Here is a 17,914-nt window from a genome sequence, read left to right as displayed (position 1 = left end):
CTATTCTAAATTATAAAAGCATTGACTTCCAATCGCGCCACCACCATATTCCAGCACAAGCCTGTCATTTACCATAATGTAAGTACAACCGTCATTATAAGCCGTTTTTAAGCTATCGGCAATTGGTTTATCAAACAAATTAAAGGAATACATTCCCATTCCGCTTCGTTGAAAGCTAATATTACAAGGTTCTCCGCTTGTGATACCGATACAATTTGCATTATCTAACTTTTCTTTAAGTGTTTTTAAAGTCCCTGTTGTCCAACCAAGTTTTTGCAATAAAGAGTCTGCTTTATTCGAATTAATTTTCACATCCCAGTTACTTTCAAACTTGCCGCCCACTTTCAAATGAAAAATACCTAAAGTATTGTTTTTGCTAAATTCTATTTCAACAGATTTATCTGGTGGAATTATTTTGTTTATATAATTTTTGACTTCATAAATCTCGGCTCTTTTTTTCTCAAAGTTTTCTTTAAGTTCCGTTACGGAATAATCTTTGTCAAAACCACCAAAAGCGGCCTGAATCATAACGATAAAACCCACGAAAATTGCGATCCCTATCCCACATATAACTAGGAGTATTTTTAGAATAACTTTCATTTGTCTGTTATCTAATATTAAATTAATACCTGGTTTCTCAAACAATTTTACGATAATAAATAGTCTATCGGTCTATAAAATCTAACCTATTCTTTCGTATAATTCGACTTTCCGTTTACATCCACCTGTTTACCTAAATACTTTGGTTTTCTATTTCTCATTATATCCAAAACAGCTTTCGTAACTGATAGTTTTTCTCTAAATGCATAATATTTATACCCCGGGTAAGCGCCCCGATCTGCACTATAGCCGAATGATTTTATGCCCAATTTATCGCCCAGATAAACACATCTATTTAGATGATATTTCTGAGATACCAAGATTGCCGTATCAACATTAAATATATATTTTGCCCGGTACATGGTCGAGTAGCTATCGAACCCAGCATAGTCAATATAAATTTTTGCGGTATCGATGCCATTTTTCTGACAGTACAACTTCATTACGCTAAGCTCATCGTACTCGTCTCTTCCGTTGTCTCCCGACAACAATATTTTATCCACTTTGTGGTTTTTGTACAACGAAATCCCGGCATCGAGTCTATCTTTCAAATACCTACTTGGCTGATCACCATTAATACCAGCGCCAAAAATTATGGCGACCTTGGTTCTTGGCACATCTTTAAGTTCCGTGAAAATCGCCGAATCTGTTTTAGCCCTTACATTGTTATTGGTTATCACCACAACAACCAGGGCTACTACACAGAGAACGACAACCACTAAAAAGAACCTTTTAATCTTTTTCATTAGCTTAATTTGTTCATCATAAACTTATCATTTTAAACACAAATTTAACAGTACAACCTATTAAAAATCGAACCAATTATAATTCGCTGAAGATAAATTATCATTCGTAGGCACTTACGGGCTTTTCGGTATATTTCATATGGCTATTAATGCACTAGAATTTAAACATAACCAACATCGCTTTATGATCGGTTGGCCACACGCCTTCGGGCAGCAGGAAGTTATCTTCACTATCTTTTTCCTGCTTCTGCCCATACTTTACGGTTTCCACAGGACCGACAATGTTAGCTTTTACTGGCTTCAACGGCTTTTTGCTGCGGTAATAAACGTAATCGATCCGATCCCGATCATCCGCTGTGGGTGCCCATGCCAATTTCTCAATGGGAACATCCTTGTTAAAAGCAGGGTAAGTAAAACCAGGATGACTGACCGGATTGGGATATAATTGACGGAAGCTATCTATAAATCCGGCTTTTTCTAATAAAACCGAACAGTCCCAGGGAACCACTGCCCCACGATGGTCAAAAAGATCTTTTGTTGCCAATGTCCAATCCAAATGCGAAGGCTCATTAAAATCACCTGCAATAATAAACGATTGTGATTGATCCTCTTTTTCTACATCGCTCAGGATATCCTGGATAGCTTCATCACGTTTGCTTTTCCGATTAGCCTCAATAATGGTACCTACGTCTGAAACAGGGCGATCTAACTTCTTCCAGGTCACACCATCATAACCACGTGGCAAATAGCAGGCATAATTCGTGTAGTCCAAGTGTAAAGAATAACATACAAAAGAACGCTTTCCAATCTTGATCTTACTTTTTAAAACCCCGCCCATAGTACTGTCTTTTTCATAAAGCGCATGCTGTGATTCAATCGGATATTTGGAAATAAAACCGACATCCAGTTTTGCGTCACTGGACTGGCCAAAATATATAGCCCCCTTAGCTTTGAGTTCCGTTAGTATACGCTGAATAAAGTCTGTTCCCTTGTAATTGCGGACTTCACTAAAGAGAACCACATCTGCATGCTTGGCAATAATTTCGTCTGCAATCGCAGGAAACCCATTCGGCACGACAGTCCCCTCCTGCCAGATATTGATTTGCAGTACCTTTACCTCATTTTTTGCCTGAGCGAAGAGCGTATGCCCTAAAAGGGTTATCACCAAAAGCAATATAATTTTCCTTAATTTCATTGGAGTTGTCTATTTCTATGAACAAGCATTACCACAACGTTCTTATCGAAATACGGTTTCTACCATTATCTTATAAGCGAGTTTCTTACTTATTTCTGTAATAACCAAATAATTTTATCCACATTAGCAACTCCACCACATTGTCGTAGACTTGCTTCATCAACTTTTTCGCGATTTGTATCGAATTCAGAAGTAGGATACATCCAACGCAAAGGCATTTCCGTATTTGTAACATTTTGATCAGCTTCAATTGAATAGCATTATATTTAGCAACATTCCAAAATTTATTAAATAGCGAATTATTTAATATCTTAGCCATACAAAGTTTTAGCATAACGGATGGCAAGCCAAAAGTGGGTGGCATATTCATAAATTGTCATCCGGATGATGAATGGAACTATTATGCTGGTCCCTGGGTAAAGGCACAAAATACCGAAATAAATATTCAGACACCACTGGTCATTAACAATTAAAAAAGCATTAGCTTCGATATCGCCCTTTCACTTAAACGCCTTTAAGCAGTGTGTGAATATGAGGCTAACATCAGATCAGCCTGAGTCGGGAAGCCTAACAATCAAATACGATGAGTTTGAAACAAACGTTTTATAAAGTACGAAGTTCTAAAATAGTTCAGGGCATTCTAATAGCCAACATTTTTGCATTTCTAATTATTGGTATGCAATCTTCATTGCTGCCCAAGGATGTGGGTGTACTTGTCTTTTCCGAGTTTGTGATTATTCCACTGTTGATGGGTATTATTATGGCTTGGTGTTGGAAAGATACCAACATGAGAGGAACACAAATAACGGCATGCTCTATCTTGGGTAGTCTCATGGCTATCTTACTGAGCTTTATATTCTTAGGTGAAGGCATTATTTGCCTCTTAATTGTTTCCCCTCTTATTTTTGGTTTTGTTATCGCAGGCGCCTTTATTGGAAGGTCAATGTTTAAAAAGAGCAATCAAAAATTGAATATAAGCATTGTTAGCCTGTTACTTGGAATTTTTATTGTTGACTCCCTGAGTGATCATCATCACGAAAATATGGTCTCCGATGAGATCTTGATTCATGCGAGTCCAGCACAAGTATGGCAGCACGTGGTCGCCTTCGATCCGATATCTCAGAAGGAAAGCTATTGGCTCTTTAATATAGGAATGCCGAGCCCAATGGCCACAACGGTAAGTGAGCATAAACTGGGCGCAAACCGAAAATGCATTTTCAGCAACGGATATATTTTCGATGAGAAGATTGTAAAATTTGACGTCAATGAAAACTTAGTTTTTGATATCATTGATCAACCCAAAGACCCTGAAATTATGGGGCATATAGATATCAAAAGAGGTCAATTTATGTTGAAAGACAATGGAAATGGTACCACTACCCTTATCGGGAACAGTTGGTATAATCTCCATGTCTTCCCTACTTGGTATTATGACCTTTGGGCAGAAAGTATCACTAGGAATGTGCATTTCCGAGTAATGGAGCATATTAAACTATTAAGCGAGCGATAACCTATGTTTTCTTTTGTGGTAAGAAAACTTGGCTTTTTAAAGGATATCCCTTTATTAGCCATCCTATTTGATAGTCTTATGAGACTTTGGATGTTCATTGTGAAGCCCGAACTACTACATTGGATCGATGACCTGGAAGAAAATGTCGAACGTATGCCCGGGACGACGGTTGGGATACATAAATATGGCGGGACTGCGTTCAATTATTCGGGAAAGGAATTCGCACATGTACATAGCAATGGTTTAGTGGATATTTTATTAAATAAAGAGCTAAAAAAATCATTAATGATGGACGGAAAAATCAAGGACCATCATCTATTAAAAATTCAGGATGGATCAGTTTTTACCTTCACAATAAGCAAGATGTTGCCTATGCCTGTTACCTCTTGAAAAAGGCTTACGACCGTGCTAGAGAAAAACAGAATTCTGTTAGACAGGCTTTGATCGTTCAGTCACTGCAATAATTAGCGAGCCTAGTCCGACAGCAACTGATTTTTCTCTCAACATGGTCATTCTGAAAACGCTTTGACCATATGCAGGACCTTTCCATAATTTGGAAAGTCTATATCTTTTATAATTAATATCTTTGCCGTATGAATATTGAACAGATCAAACAACCTTTCCTCAAAAAATTCCCTGGAGATTTTTCCAATAATCCTACACAGCGAGGCACGCCAAAAGTGTTATTTGCTACGATCGAACCTACGGGGTTTGAACAGCCTCAACTGATTGCTTTCAATGAGGCTCTTTCTGAGGAAATAGGGCTGGGTAAATTTGAAGAAAAGGACCTTAACTTTTTGGTAGGATCTCACCTACCCGACAATATTCAGACCTACGCTACAGCGTATGCGGGACATCAATTTGGTAACTGGGCCGGACAACTGGGCGATGGTAGGGCTATTCTTGCAGGAGAAATTACCAATGCCGCAGGTAAGAAGACCGAAATTCAATGGAAAGGAGCTGGTGCAACGCCCTATTCAAGACGTGCAGACGGAAGAGCCGTATTGCGGTCTTCTGTACGTGAATACCTGATGAGTGAAGCCATGTATCACTTGGGCATACCTACTACCAGAGCCTTAAGCCTGGCCTTTACGGGAGAAGATGTTCTTCGGGATATCATGTACAACGGCAACCCACAATACGAAAAAGGAGCCGTGGTAATCAGAACCGCCGAAAGCTTCATTCGCTTTGGACATTTTGAACTGATGTTTGCTCAGGGCGAGCATAGCTTATTACAGGATCTGCTTGATTTTACGATTGAAAATTACTTCCCTGAAATTGTTTCATCCGATCAGCAGAAATATAAAGATTTTTTTGAAAATGTATGTAACCGCACGGCAGACTTAATGGCAGAGTGGTTTAGAGTAGGTTTTGTGCATGGGGTAATGAACACAGACAATATGTCGATCTTAGGCCTAACGATCGATTATGGTCCCTATTCAATGGTGGATGAATATAATTTAAATTTCACGCCCAATACGACGGATCTACCAGGAAGAAGATATGCATTTGGAAAGCAGGCACAGATTGCAAACTGGAATTTATGGAAACTTGCGAATGCCCTCCAACCTATCATCAACGATGAAAAATTCCTTGAAAACACCCTAAATAATTTTGGCGTTTATTTTTGGGAAGCTCATGACAAAATGCTTTGCAAAAAATTCGGATTTGATGGGCTAAAAAAGGAAGATGAGGTGTTTTTTAACAACTGGCAGGGTTTAATGCAAGAACTCACATTGGATCATACCCTATTCTTCAATCAATTGGAAAAAATAACTCCAGAAACTGATTTACATGAACATTTTAGCCCAGTAGCTTACGCTGTGTTAAATGAAGAAAAGCTTAGCCGACTTAAAGACTTCATGGAACATTATCAATCCCGCTTGCATTCAAATTCAATTTCAAAAGCTGAGTCTCTGGATTTAATGAAAAAAACAAACCCCAAATTTATACTGCGGAACTATCTGCTTTACCAATGCATTGAAGAAATTAATGCTGGAAAAACAGCAATGTTAATGAAACTAACGCAAGCATTAGAAAATCCATACCAAGAATTATTTCCGGAATTTTCCGTCAAACGTCCTTCTAGCTATGACAACACCGCAGGATGTTCTACACTCTCATGCAGTTCATAGTACGAGCCCCCCCTCTCGTTAAGCATTCAGGGGGGGAAATTAAAGTTTAGGATTTGTAGATTTTCTAAAAATAATAATACTTAGTAGCCAGCCAACAAGTAAGCCTACTAAGAGATAAGACTCTAGATGCATATCTTGAAACCGAACGCTGGGTATATCACCATCCGAAGTAAACTCGGCCCTTCTTAACAGGTCTCGTATCTGAGCAACTTTAAATTTTAAATAAACCAAGCGCACCCAACACAATATAAGTCCCGAAGTACTGATAATTAGAAGGGAAAGCCGTTGATTTCTTAACGAAGATACTTTACAATAATTTTTGACTGACAGATACAGAAAAGGGAGAATTCCAAAAGAGAAAATAAAAATCAGTGTTGGTAAAACCTGGCCAGGTAGACGCCAGCTATTCTTAAACAAGGGGCTTTCACCTATAATTTCGGTTGTAAAAAACATTAAAAACCGATCTCTAATAAAAAAGGCAATTAGACACAATACGGTTGACAATCCAATAGCAATTTTGTATTCTTTCATCTTTTTCATTTCAATGAGCTAGGAGTAGGTAAAGCCGGAAACATAGGTTATCGACTTAAACCATTTTGGATATTGCTTTTACATTGTTCGATTTGCTTTTTCATTACTTTAAGTTCCCTTATCTTAGCATCTATCTGTTCCAATTTAAGATCGAGCACTTCCATTTTACTTGTCTGAGTTAGCTCTTTTTGATACCATGCATCAATAACCTGCTTAATTTCAGCTAACGTAAAACCTACAGCTTTTGCCATCTTTATGAACCTCAGTTTTTCGATTACTTCATCATCGTAATAAACGTAGTTATTGGAAGTTATATCCTTTTTTGTCTTGCCAGAAATGAGTCCACTCTTTTCATAAAAACGTATAGTTCCAATAGGAATGTTCGCTTCCCTCGCTAGCTGACTAATTAATTTCACTTGATAATCAATAGTTTAAAAAAATATCACAAGTATAAAGTATACTTCATACTTGTTGGTTGTAAAAATACAGTTTAAATTTGTCTATAGAAAATCAATGGTCGCTATAAATATCTTTTTATCATGAAAACAGCATATTCCGACAAAGAACTTATTAAACTTGTACCTGGCTTCACAAGCAATTTTATCGTAATAAATGACATTTCAATCCATTATGTTCACGGAGGCAAAGGAGACCCCATAATTCTTATTCCGGGTTATCCAGAAACATGGTGGGCGTATCATCATGTAATGCCTATATTAGCAGAAAGCAACCAAGTATTTGTAGTTGAAATTAGAGGAATGGGTAGCTCGGATAAACCGGAAAATGGTTATGACAAAAAGAACATCGCCAAGGATATCTACAAATTAGTAAAGCATTTAGGCTTGGACAGCGTTTTTATTGCAGGTCACGATATCGGTGCACATGTTGCTTTTAGTTTTGCTTGTAATTATCCTCAAGCAACTAGTAAATTGATACTGCTGGATACACCACATCCAGACCCAAGCATGTATCAGCTTCCTATGTTACCTGTTTTGGGGGGAACTTATCTATATCCATGGTGGCTAGCTTTTAACCAAGTAAAAGAATTACCGGAAAGGTTACTTGAGGGACGCATGTCAATCGTCATCTCTTGGTTATTTGACAACCTGCTGATTAATAAAGATAGCATAAGCCAATTTGATAAATCTGTTTATAGTGAAGCTTATGACAATAAAGATGCTATTCGTTGTTCCAATGCATGGTATCAAGCCTTTCCACAGGATATTAAAGATTACGCGAGCTACAGTAAATTAGAAATGCCAGTCCTGGCGATTGGTGCAAGTGGCTATAACCTACTGCTTCATTCTTTACCGGAAATCACCCGTAATCTAACACTTAAAAAAATTGAAAACTGTGGCCATTTTATTCTTGCGGAAAAACCTATTGAAACCGCCGAATTGATCAAAGCGTTTTTATTGACAATCTAATTTCGGATGAAATCAACTTGTAATAAAAAACAACGGTTGCAGGCCTATCCTGAAAGAATTTTTCATCTTCGAGGATATGTTCTGTCCTGGTTTCAAGATAAAAACTTAAAAGCTATAATCTACCCCAAAACTGATATAACCCGGCAAAAGTTTATATTCGGTGCTGGTATTATAAAGGTCTGTCAATTCAGCATTTCTGAAAAAGCGAGTATTAAAAATATTTTTTGCTGTCATGGTAAATCTTGTCCTATGTTGCCGCAATTCATAAGATAGGGAGAAATCCGAAAAATAATAGGTCTTGGAATCCTGCCCAAGGAAACTGCCAAAGCGATAGGATTCATTCTTTAGATTACACTGTATATTTTTTCCCATATTCAAAAATACATTCAGAAATCCGCGGCTATTATTGAGTGTAGTTTTGCTATCTGAGCGATAAGTAACCGACTGCAGGGCATAACCTGTGTAAATATTCAACCTGGATTTCCATGCACTTCTAAACGATAGTCCATAATCATATGTCTCTGTATGAATTTGACGATTGCCCACGCCCACCACCAATGTTTCGTAATCTGCCGTGTTTGCACCTAAGTCCAGACGGAAATTTCCACCTACAACTTTCAGGTAATAATTGAGATCTGCCTTGTAATTGCTGCTCTTTTTGTTTTTAAGCAATACTTGTTGCACAAGGCTAAAATTGGGGTCCAAACTGCTTTCCGTACCCACATAATCAAACAAAATCTGATGTCCGGCCGAAAGGTTCGCAAAAAAACGATCTGTCATACTGCCATAGGTGTACATCAGCGTGCCACCGGAACTACTTAAGGTCGCTAGATTATCCGTTCCTCGAATAAAGTTTCGAACCCCTGTCGTATAATAATGGGGAATTAGCTCGGTGAGTGAGGTATTCTGTTGTTGAAAATAGAGATCTGTTTCCAGTCGCCCTTTTGGGTGGATAACCCATTTCCCCGATAGTCCTGGAAAAAGCAACAGGTTATTTTTATGTTTGGGTTTCCCAAAATCTGTCAACCTGTTCTGTACAAGACCTGCCTGCAAGCGAGGTGTCAATTCCCATTTATTTCGTTTAAAGGTATACTTGGAAATAAGGTTCGTCTGAAACACGTTTAAGTCCATCGCATTGGAAAATTCCGAAGGAGATACTGCTGTCCCACCCAACTCGTCTGGATTTGATAACAACTTCAATTCGGTGTTGAGCTGTTGCTGCTGGTAGGCCATATTGAAGGCCAACTCAAAAAAATCACCATTTTTCTTTCGGCTTACATAGTGTGTAGTGGCGCCCAGGTACTGCAGATTATTTTCGATATGTTGTTTTACCGCATGGATATCTTTACCTCCAAATAAGTCTTCATAATAGTATTGATTGATACTGTAGTCCAATGGTGACTGCTGCTTTATCCAACGTAGTGAGCTGACCAGTACATCCCGCTCCGAAAATTTGTAGCTATAACTCAGACTATGGTTGGTCAAATATCCTTTACTTTTGGTCAGTTCCTCACTTTGAACACCATTAAACAGTAATGCACCCAAATCATTTTTTCTCAGAGAACCTAGTGTACCTGAATAGCTCAACAGTGTACGCTTATTGGGCTCCAACTGCAGTTCCAGTTTCGTGAAGTAGTTATCGATGTTTCTGGTAAACTGATAATCTTCGGTATTGGTAAATTGAATATCCTCCAAATGATAGTTCTGCACGGTATTTCGATAAAATGATTTTTTAGTAGGATTTGCAAAACCCAGCCATTTGATCTTTAACTGTGGAGTCGGATTTAAAATGGTATTCAAGGACAACAGCTTATCGTTATTGAAATTCGTTCTTCTATAATCAAAACTGGGCAAATTTGGCGTATTATCTATCAAAGTAGGTGTTGTTATTCCGACACCAATCTGACCTGGTTCATCAGGAGAACCAGACTGGATCAGGTGGTTAATACTGCTTACGGCATCGACTCCATTATTGTTAGCAGCACCTAATAGGTAATATTTGTTCTTTTTTCCAAAATTCATCAAGTTCGCATTGGCCTGATAATATTTTGGACCTATGGGAACCACCTGCGCATCCACCGAGCCAAGCCACTGTGCCCTGCTTTCCTCCTTAAGTTGCAGATTTAGTGCAATTTTGTCCGAATTTTCGATACCTTTCAGCTGTTTATTATTAGAATACCGCTGCAATATCTGAATTTTTTCCAAGGGACGAACGGACATACTTTGTGTCAGCAGGCGATAGCCCTTTTCAAAAAAATCGTCCCCTTCCACCATCACTTTTTCTACTTCTTTATTGCCTATTTTGATACTCCCATCGGTCCCCACCTGAATGCCGGGAATCTTTCGAAGAAGATCCTCTACCGTACGCTCGTCACCCTGCAAAAAGGATTTCACAGCAAGCTCAATGGTATCTCTGCCCCGGCGGTAGGGGCCTTTGGAATGGACAATCACTTCCTGCAATTGCTCCACCCCTCCAGCTGACAACTGTACATCAATTAGCGTGTCGGCCTGCGTAGGTGTAATCGAAAGGGAAACTGGCTTAAAGCTAAGCGCCTTGAATAGCAACGTAAATGGTCCACTTTGGGCCGTTTGCACATGATATTTGCCTTGGCCGTCGCTAAACGTATAAGCCAACATTTTGTTATCGCTATCACGCCGTAAATCAATACGTACCCCTCCTAACGCTTTTCCCTCAGTACTAACGCTTCCATGGATAGCAACCTGTCCATGTACGACCATAAACAACAGACAAAAGCTGAATAAGGCCGCTATCCGCTTATTGATGTTCCCATTCATACACTTGCTCTACACTGCCTCTAACTTTTTGCTTATCAACGCTTACACCTTCCATCATTGGCATTTTGCTGTACATAATACGCATTTGTTCTTCATTGATTTGGTCGTCTTTCTTGACAAATTCTTCCAGGCTCAATTTGGGTAAAGACTGGATATATTTATCATTTACGGGAATATTTCCCGCATAGGGATAATTTACCTCCTTCAGGTACCAATAGTTCGGATTGGCGCTTTCGTTATACAGCATCACAATAAGGCCCGGCAAGCCACCAAATTTCGATGGTCCCACAGGTACGGGAATATCATTGGTATAATAAGCGACCAAAGTAGTTCCACGATAAGAGGCCGTTGCTTTGTGGCATACATGTTTGCCTAACGTATCCACATCGGTGTAATCGGTATTCCAGACCAATGCCGGAAATTTGTCCGTCACCAAATAGTTAACACCTTGAATGGAACGGGTTTCTAGCTGTTGGTCAGCCTTATTTTGATGGATCACGACCCTGTTATACCTCTTGCCAGATCCGATTGTTATCGAAAATGAGGAAGCTACTTCATCATCGCCATCTTTGTTGAGCTCCTGCTTGCGTATTGGCATCGAATCACGAACTGCAATCTTCACTGTTCCATCATAATAAACATCTTCTTTAAAAGTAGCCATGGCTGATGGGATGTATTCATATATCGCATGAAGCCGCTGTGCAAAAGATAATCTAGAAAGGAATAGAAATAAAAAGAATATATAATATTTACGCATGATAATTTAGTTTAGAAAGACGGGGTCAAAGCCCCGCTTTTGTTTTTGTGTAAGAATGAATAAAAGTTTAGTTGTTTGCAACCCAGTCATGCATTGCTGCAAAGAAATTAGCACAGCCGCCAGCTGAAGAAGCATAATCTGTGTAGACAGCGCTGCCTAATAAAACACCATCACAGCTATAAATACTTACTTTAAAATTACAGCGTACGAATGCCGCATTCGTTTCCGTATTTGCCTCGGTAACCCTAACCGTATTGTTGGCCAGGCGCTGGGAAGTTGTTTTCACAGATGCATTTCCGTTGACTGTTGTTGCGGCTGTCTTGGCCGAAGCAACAGATGATAGCATCACCATTGCTACCAAACTCATCATTAATCTTTTCATTGTCTTTAAATTTACTTGTTAAACCATGGTATGTTTTGAAGACATACCCTTGTATATGGCAGTAAAAATAAAGACACATTTAATTATTTAAATGATGATTAAATATCTGTAAATGGTCACTTAGAATTCGTAGCTTATTAGTTACTATTCGCAATGGGCTTATCACTGAATAACTCGAATTATGGAGCAAATCGTTTTGAGGTAACGAAGTAAAAAGCTCTCCTAAATACCTGTTGAGGGAAGCTAAATAAAATTTTCTCGATAATAACCAATGCTTGGAGCATCTGTCGTTATAATATTCTCATTTTGGTCAAAAGCATATAGCGAGGAATTCCTGTCACTAAAATACTTGCCTTAAGGCAAGTATTTTAGGCCTTTTATGCTTTAGTTTTATAAGATATATGCTTTTTAATCATGCAGAATCTATTTATAGCTATTACAATAAGTTGTTTTGTATTATTTTGGTTCGCTGTACGCCACAAACTTTCTATGCGAGTTTATATCATTTGGTCACTCTTCATATCATTTGCCGCTGTTGCAGGGTTCTTTATACAATTTCCCCCATCTTTCGCCTTAACGCTATTGGGTACAGTTATAACAATCGTCTGTTGTTCGATACTATTGGTTAATACAAAAATAAATATGTATTTGCTTTTGGCGATCCATATCTCGCGTATTCCTGTAGAATTTATTCTCTATGCTTTATTCAAAGCTAAAATGCTGCCGCGAGAAATGACTTTTATTGGCTGCAATTATGATATAGTTTTCGGAATTACTGCCTTAATATTTTTGATAACGGGCATATTCTTTCGTAAAATTTTCAATTTCCAGATTTTCAGATTATGGAACATATTCGGTATTTGCTCAGTTCTCATTGTTGTTCTTCTAGGAATACTGTCATCCCCAATTCCTATACAATTGATCGCTTACGATCAGCCAAATATTGCTATGTTACAATTTCCATATGCTTTATTGCCCAACCTGGTGGTACCCTTGGTAATCTTATCCCATATCCTGCTTTTGAGGAATTCAGTTACATCAACATTTAGATAATACGTCTATGGAAGAGCTTCTTTGGATTTCTATCCCTAAAGACCGCCATCTTTAGGAAGATCAGGCAATTGCGCACTATTATGTCCATCAATCTTCTGTGCCGCTGCAATTGAAACAACCAAATCATTCAGCATAGAGCTTGCTGCTGTCGGCGAGTTAGGAAGCAAAACCAAATTACTTCTGCTATTGGCGCCGATAGCATTCAGCGTATCATAATGTTGCGTAACCACGATTAACGCAGAGGCTTCCTGTGCATTGATATTGGCAGCATTCAGCATTTTTACAGATTCTTCCAGTCCCTTCGCAATCTCTCTTCGCTGATCTGCGATACCCTGTCCCTGTAGTTTTTTAGATTCTGCCTCAGCTTTTGCTACAGCAACAATTCGTATTCTTTGAGCCTCAGACTCATATTCTGCGGCTGTTTTTTCGCGTTCAGCAGCGTTGATTCTGTTCATGGCATGTTTGACCTGTTCATCAGGATCAATATCTGTCACTAATGCTTTAATAATATCGTAACCGTAGCTTTGCATCGCATCCTGCAATTCACTTTTTACGGCAATGGCAATATCATCTTTTCTTACGAAAACGTCATCTAATTTTGTTTTTGGAACTTCAGCACGCACAACATCAAAAACATACGATGTGATCTGATTTTCGGGATTCTCCAAACGATAATAAGCATCTTTTACGTTGTCTCTGATTACCTGATACTGGACAGAAACTTTCATCTTGATGAAAACATTATCCAGTGTTTTGGTATCAATTATGACATCCAATTGCTTTATTCTAAGATTCAGACGTTTAGATATTTGATCCAAAAACGGAATTTTTAAATGCAAACCAGCATGACTTACTTTTAAAAATTTACCCAGCCTTTCTATCACAGCAGCAGATTCTTGTTTTACCGTATAAAATGAAGCAAATAATGTAATAAGTCCAAAAAAGACTAGAATTCCTAAATATAGCATAACCTTAAATTTAATATTGGTGATATACAAACTTACATCTTTACATTGTCATTCTTATATCAATTCTCTTATTTTTCGGTAAATATCAATCGCTAAGTTATCATCCCCAAATATCACCATGGTTCATCTGATCGTACTAGGCATAATCAACGCTTTACCTCTGCAATCCTGGCATAAAGCTACCTCCGCTGATACTCCCATTTATAAAACGAAAGCAACTGCTATAACAAATACGTGAGAGTATTAAGACGATATAACTCCACAAAGGATCTTTCATCAATTCGGGCTCCGCATATGCATAACACCTTGATAGATGGACAGCACTCCACCCAAATAAAATATGAAAATAGAAACCACAAAAGACCAAAAACGGAGGAGTTATTATTTGGGCCAATCAAGCTGGACTTGATCTCTTGGGTTATCGTAAGGAAGAATAAATTGATTTCCCCTTCACCAGCGTTTCAAGCCAAATAGGATATAAAACTATATAGAAGAAGAACTTATGCATATTATTAATGAAAATCATGCTGATTTTATTTAACTTAGTGTCTAGATAATATGAAACCTAGATTAAACCTAATTGAAATCAATAGCGATTGTATATTACCATGGATGAAACGTCAGCCAAACTTCCTCTGGATAATGCTGTCTATTTTACTATTAACACTCAACCAATTCGCTCAAGGAGCAATTTCAAAAAATAAAAATAAACTGCTTCATACTGTTAAGGTTGTTTATTTTTATCCTGCTGACAAAAAGCTATCTTCCGATTGGAAAAATCGTCTCGACCGAACACTGAAAGATATCTCCTCCTATTACAAAACTGAGCTTGGAAATTCGGGATTTAAGAGTGATGGTATCTCTTTTGAGACAGACGATTCGGGTTATCGGTACCACTTGGTTCAAGGGGCGAAATCCTCAAATGATTATACAATAAATTCAGGGCGTGAAATAGAAAATGAAATCTTCGAAAAACTGGCACCTGCTATCAATCCAAACACCGAACATATCCTTGTTATTAATGCTTTAAGCCATAAAGATGAAAATGGTACCTACATCTTTCATTCGCCATACTATGGCAAGGGCTCTGCTTCCTCGGGCTTGTGCATGGTTGCAGACTGCGACCTCCTAGATCCGGCACTACTCACGGATGCAAGCACCAAAATAACTTTTACTGAGATGTTTGCCACAAATAAAGCATGTACTGTAGGAGAGTTCAACAGTTGGTACCTTGGTGGGATCGCACATGAAATGGGCCACCTTTTTGGATTACCACACGATCATGGTTTTCCAAATGAGTTCAATTCAAAAACGATCTCCTTAATGGGAGAATATGGCAGCAGGCACTACAAAGACGAAAAATGGGGTGGTTTAAAATCAGCTAAATTTTCCAAAGCCTCAGTATTTCAACTAAGTAGTCATCCCATATTTACACAGCGACCAAAACCTATCCAACAAAAAAACGAATTCCTATTACAATCATTTAAGCTATTTCAAGCTGAAAATACGACAAAATTAAAGCTCCAGTACCGTGCAGGTACAGTACCATATGGCGTTGTAGCGTTGATCCACCCTTATAATACCTCCGAGTATTTGAGCAACAGCTTTACCGCTGTAGTCAACCAGAGCAATTCTGTAGAAATTGATATTGCTCCTTTTGAAGGCAATATACCCTATGAAATTAGAATGCTGTTTTTATTTCACAACGGATCAGTTAAAGAATACCGAAAAATGGTTAGCCATAGTAACGAAGGAGATTTCCTAACCATTAATAATTTTGGTCAGGCTACCGTCAATGACCTGATTAGAGTAGTAGAAAATGACAGCCTGGATAATCAAAAACAGGCCAAGTTGAGTGTCTTAAATCAATTGTTGCAGGACGACCAACCCATCAACCTTAAAACCATAAAAAAGGATAGTATCTTTCTTTCTGACGCAGCATGGGAAGAAGCTTACGTAGGTTGGGAAAACCCAGCGAGAAATTATTACACAGCAGAATCTAATGCTTTATTTTTTCTAGAAAACAGCGCTAAGGTATATCGCAAAGGATTATATGCCCATGCACCATCCCTATATAAGTACAAGCTTGCAAAAAAGTGGCGGCAATTAAAAATCATCGCAGCTTTACGTGACGGCGCTCAAAAACCAGAGGGCATTCAATTTATCATCCGTGGTAATGGGAAAATCCTTTCTTCCCATAATGTCAAGCCCAATGAACAGCATCTTTTTGATCTAGATATAACAGGTGTCGATGATCTTGAACTCCTTACGCAAGATCAAAGCGGCAACAACTTTAATGCCTGGTCAATGTGGTGCAACCCATATCTTATAAAATAAAAAAACGACGCCCCCTATTCATCCAGTTCGTAAAGGTATTTCCAGAAGCTTACATATTCCAGAGCTGGCCTGGCAATTTGATCTCACTTCTATTTTCTTTGCGGTTCAGCAGCTCATCAAAATTTTTTGACATCACAAAAAACCGAACCTTGGCTCGGTCAATCAGGGCAAGGTAATGTGTAAATACCTTTTGTATTTCTGCTTCCGTCAGCTCAGTGCTCAACGCCACACTGTTGTCCACCTCCCGATCAAAAAGGACATCTGGCATCCCCTTGCTGACCAGTGTAACGACCTTATTTGCTGCGTGCCACGTTAAAGCAATATTGGTATGGATACCTGAAAAATTGCCGTCATCATATTTTTTTTTGCAGACCATACGTATACATTGCTAACTATTTGTCAGCCTGATGAGCCAAACAAGTATCATTTTAGGTTTCCTGAATGGATTTTTAAAATAAAGTCAGCTACTTAGGCCTCACGAAAATTAACATAAGTAGACTTTTTATCGGCCCTATCAGGTGAGTTTGAAAATCATTTGCTTAACTACTCTTCGTTAGCGATAAAATGGTGATTTTCCCTATATTTAATCAACGTTAGACGACGGACATAATCGTTGACAATTTGATTCATAGATGATGATGGGTAAGGTTATTGATGTTGCCAGTTATGGCATGGTATTGCTTTCAGATTTGGATTGGCTAATCTTGGAGAACACATACGATGTAACCTAGGAGAAAAAGAACTGGGAAATAGGGATAAACAAAACTGTGCTTAGAGAAGGATTGAATACCTCTACTGATACGAGTACCATACGAATGATAAATAAGTCAATTTTTTGTATAAAGGATGAGTAAACTGCCTAAATCTTATTATAACAATACCGATACTTTATTCCTGGCAGAAGATCTGTTAGGAAAGGTACTCTATACGCAAAAAGACGGCCTGCTAACAGGGGGTAGAATTGTCGAAACTGAAGCTTACTTTGGCGTTATGGATAAAGCATCTCATGCATTTAACGGAAAGAGAACCTCCAGGACTGAGCCGATGTATCGTGAAGGTGGTGTGGCCTATGTATATCTATGTTATGGGATTCACCATCTGTTGAATATTGTTACCTCTGGTGCAGCGGATCCTCAATGCGTTTTAATCAGGAGTATTGAACCGCTCGTTGGCATTGACGTGATGGCTTTACGGAGACACGTGTTACCAGAAAAACCCTCATTTTCCAACGGACCGGGTTCTGCGGCCAAAGCTTTGGGAATTGACGCGTCATTTAATGATGCGCTATTGACCGACGACCGCATTTGGATTGAAGATCAGGGATTAAAATACAATCCCGCACAAATCGGAAAAGCAGCACGAATCGGTATCGCTTATGCTAAGGAACACGCGGCTCTACCCCTACGTTTTTTTGTAAAGGAAAGTAAATATGCCAGAAAGTGACCATTCATTCGTCAGCCCCCGCAATTGGGTTTCA

15 protein-coding genes are annotated in these 17,914 nt (G+C 38.6%); 6 read left to right on the top strand and 9 right to left on the bottom strand.

Annotation, left to right across the window (positions count from 1 at the left end; genetic code table 11):
* The 3 genes from CBM24_RS10545 to CBM24_RS10535 all read right to left on the bottom strand — a co-directional run bounded on the left by CBM24_RS10545 (position 1) and on the right by CBM24_RS10535 (position 2,541).
* On the bottom strand, positions 1 to 600 hold the full coding sequence (locus CBM24_RS10545; protein ID WP_157698422.1) for a hypothetical protein: 600 nt from the start codon (positions 598 to 600) through the stop codon (positions 1 to 3).
* A gap of 86 nt (positions 601 to 686) precedes the next feature.
* Entirely contained in the window at positions 687 to 1,346 is a 660-nt protein-coding gene (locus CBM24_RS10540) for a vancomycin high temperature exclusion protein (protein ID WP_198386088.1), read from the bottom strand.
* A 154-nt stretch (positions 1,347 to 1,500) separates the two neighbouring features.
* On the bottom strand, positions 1,501 to 2,541 hold the full coding sequence (locus CBM24_RS10535; protein WP_088161178.1) for an endonuclease/exonuclease/phosphatase family protein: 1,041 nt from the start codon (positions 2,539 to 2,541) through the stop codon (positions 1,501 to 1,503).
* A gap of 583 nt (positions 2,542 to 3,124) precedes the next feature.
* Between CBM24_RS10535 and CBM24_RS10525 the strand changes: the two genes are divergently transcribed.
* The 3 genes from CBM24_RS10525 (at position 3,125) to CBM24_RS10515 (ending at position 6,186) form a co-directional block, all read left to right on the top strand.
* Positions 3,125 to 4,051, top strand: a complete 927-nt coding sequence (locus tag CBM24_RS10525) for a hypothetical protein (RefSeq protein ID WP_088161176.1) — start codon at positions 3,125 to 3,127, stop codon at positions 4,049 to 4,051.
* Positions 4,052 to 4,066: 15 nt separating this feature from the next.
* On the top strand, positions 4,067 to 4,441 hold the full coding sequence (locus CBM24_RS10520) for a luciferase family protein (protein WP_157698421.1): 375 nt from the start codon (positions 4,067 to 4,069) through the stop codon (positions 4,439 to 4,441).
* 203 nt (positions 4,442 to 4,644) lie between these two features.
* Positions 4,645 to 6,186, top strand: a complete 1,542-nt coding sequence (locus CBM24_RS10515; protein ID WP_088161174.1) for a protein adenylyltransferase SelO — start codon at positions 4,645 to 4,647, stop codon at positions 6,184 to 6,186.
* 578 nt (positions 6,187 to 6,764) lie between these two features.
* On the opposite strand, the gene CBM24_RS10505 is transcribed toward CBM24_RS10515, so the two are convergent.
* Positions 6,765 to 7,133 (bottom strand): MerR family transcriptional regulator, encoded by a 369-nt coding sequence (locus tag CBM24_RS10505; RefSeq protein ID WP_088161172.1) that lies wholly within the window; start codon positions 7,131 to 7,133, stop codon positions 6,765 to 6,767.
* Positions 7,134 to 7,256: 123 nt separating this feature from the next.
* On the opposite strand from CBM24_RS10505, the gene CBM24_RS10500 reads away from it, so the two are divergent.
* The gene (locus tag CBM24_RS10500) at positions 7,257 to 8,144 is read left to right on the top strand and encodes an alpha/beta fold hydrolase (RefSeq protein WP_088161171.1); all 888 of its coding nucleotides are present in this window, start codon (positions 7,257 to 7,259) and stop codon (positions 8,142 to 8,144) included.
* 105 nt (positions 8,145 to 8,249) lie between these two features.
* Here CBM24_RS10500 and CBM24_RS10495 read toward each other — a convergent pair whose 3' ends face one another.
* The 4 genes from CBM24_RS10495 to CBM24_RS10475 all read right to left on the bottom strand — a co-directional run bounded on the left by CBM24_RS10495 (position 8,250) and on the right by CBM24_RS10475 (position 14,100).
* The gene (locus CBM24_RS10495) at positions 8,250 to 10,940 is read right to left on the bottom strand and encodes a hypothetical protein (RefSeq protein ID WP_157698420.1); all 2,691 of its coding nucleotides are present in this window, start codon (positions 10,938 to 10,940) and stop codon (positions 8,250 to 8,252) included.
* Complete coding sequence (locus CBM24_RS10490; protein WP_088161169.1) at positions 10,921 to 11,697, bottom strand: GLPGLI family protein; 777 nt, start codon at positions 11,695 to 11,697, stop codon at positions 10,921 to 10,923. Before CBM24_RS10490 ends, CBM24_RS10495 begins: the two co-directional genes overlap by 20 nt.
* A 67-nt stretch (positions 11,698 to 11,764) precedes the next feature.
* Positions 11,765 to 12,079 carry a hypothetical protein gene (locus CBM24_RS10485; RefSeq protein WP_145327383.1) on the bottom strand — a complete coding sequence of 105 codons (315 nt, stop codon included), beginning with the start codon at positions 12,077 to 12,079 and terminating at the stop codon, positions 11,765 to 11,767.
* 1,088 nt (positions 12,080 to 13,167) lie between these two features.
* Positions 13,168 to 14,100, bottom strand: a complete 933-nt coding sequence (locus CBM24_RS10475) for an SPFH domain-containing protein (RefSeq protein ID WP_075992121.1) — start codon at positions 14,098 to 14,100, stop codon at positions 13,168 to 13,170.
* A 558-nt stretch (positions 14,101 to 14,658) separates the two neighbouring features.
* Here CBM24_RS10475 and CBM24_RS10470 point away from each other — a divergent pair.
* The gene (locus tag CBM24_RS10470) at positions 14,659 to 16,437 is read left to right on the top strand and encodes an NPCBM/NEW2 domain-containing protein (RefSeq protein WP_088161167.1); all 1,779 of its coding nucleotides are present in this window, start codon (positions 14,659 to 14,661) and stop codon (positions 16,435 to 16,437) included.
* Between the two features lie 49 nt (positions 16,438 to 16,486).
* On the opposite strand, the gene CBM24_RS10465 is transcribed toward CBM24_RS10470, so the two are convergent.
* Positions 16,487 to 16,813: a hypothetical protein gene (locus CBM24_RS10465; protein ID WP_088161166.1), complete on the bottom strand. Its 327-nt coding sequence runs from the start codon at positions 16,811 to 16,813 to the stop codon at positions 16,487 to 16,489.
* 470 nt (positions 16,814 to 17,283) lie between these two features.
* On the opposite strand from CBM24_RS10465, the gene CBM24_RS10460 reads away from it, so the two are divergent.
* Positions 17,284 to 17,880, top strand: a complete 597-nt coding sequence (locus tag CBM24_RS10460) for a DNA-3-methyladenine glycosylase (RefSeq protein WP_088161165.1) — start codon at positions 17,284 to 17,286, stop codon at positions 17,878 to 17,880.
* Positions 17,881 to 17,914 lie beyond the last annotated feature (34 nt).

The organism is Sphingobacterium sp. G1-14, from assembly GCF_002196555.1.
Classification (GTDB): Bacteria; Bacteroidota; Bacteroidia; order Sphingobacteriales; family Sphingobacteriaceae; genus Sphingobacterium; species Sphingobacterium siyangense.
This window is presented reverse-complemented; position numbering and strand designations above follow the sequence as displayed.

Excerpts from the sequence above, each read along its gene's own strand:
- CBM24_RS10545 (WP_157698422.1), bottom strand. The coding sequence starts at position 600 with ATGAAAGTTATTCTAAAAATACTCCTAGTTATATGTGGGATAGGGATC.
- CBM24_RS10540 (WP_198386088.1), bottom strand. The coding sequence starts at position 1,346 with ATGAAAAAGATTAAAAGGTTCTTTTTAGTGGTTGTCGTTCTCTGTGTA.
- CBM24_RS10535 (WP_088161178.1), bottom strand. The coding sequence starts at position 2,541 with ATGAAATTAAGGAAAATTATATTGCTTTTGGTGATAACCCTTTTAGGG.
- CBM24_RS10525 (WP_088161176.1), top strand. The coding sequence starts at position 3,125 with ATGAGTTTGAAACAAACGTTTTATAAAGTACGAAGTTCTAAAATAGTT.
- CBM24_RS10515 (WP_088161174.1), top strand. The coding sequence starts at position 4,645 with ATGAATATTGAACAGATCAAACAACCTTTCCTCAAAAAATTCCCTGGA.
- CBM24_RS10500 (WP_088161171.1), top strand. The coding sequence starts at position 7,257 with ATGAAAACAGCATATTCCGACAAAGAACTTATTAAACTTGTACCTGGC.
- CBM24_RS10495 (WP_157698420.1), bottom strand. The coding sequence starts at position 10,940 with ATGAATGGGAACATCAATAAGCGGATAGCGGCCTTATTCAGCTTTTGT.
- CBM24_RS10490 (WP_088161169.1), bottom strand. The coding sequence starts at position 11,697 with ATGCGTAAATATTATATATTCTTTTTATTTCTATTCCTTTCTAGATTA.
- CBM24_RS10485 (WP_145327383.1), bottom strand. The coding sequence starts at position 12,079 with ATGAAAAGATTAATGATGAGTTTGGTAGCAATGGTGATGCTATCATCT.
- CBM24_RS10475 (WP_075992121.1), bottom strand. The coding sequence starts at position 14,100 with ATGCTATATTTAGGAATTCTAGTCTTTTTTGGACTTATTACATTATTT.
- CBM24_RS10470 (WP_088161167.1), top strand. The coding sequence starts at position 14,659 with ATGAAACCTAGATTAAACCTAATTGAAATCAATAGCGATTGTATATTA.
- CBM24_RS10465 (WP_088161166.1), bottom strand. The coding sequence starts at position 16,813 with ATGGTCTGCAAAAAAAAATATGATGACGGCAATTTTTCAGGTATCCAT.
- CBM24_RS10460 (WP_088161165.1), top strand. The coding sequence starts at position 17,284 with ATGAGTAAACTGCCTAAATCTTATTATAACAATACCGATACTTTATTC.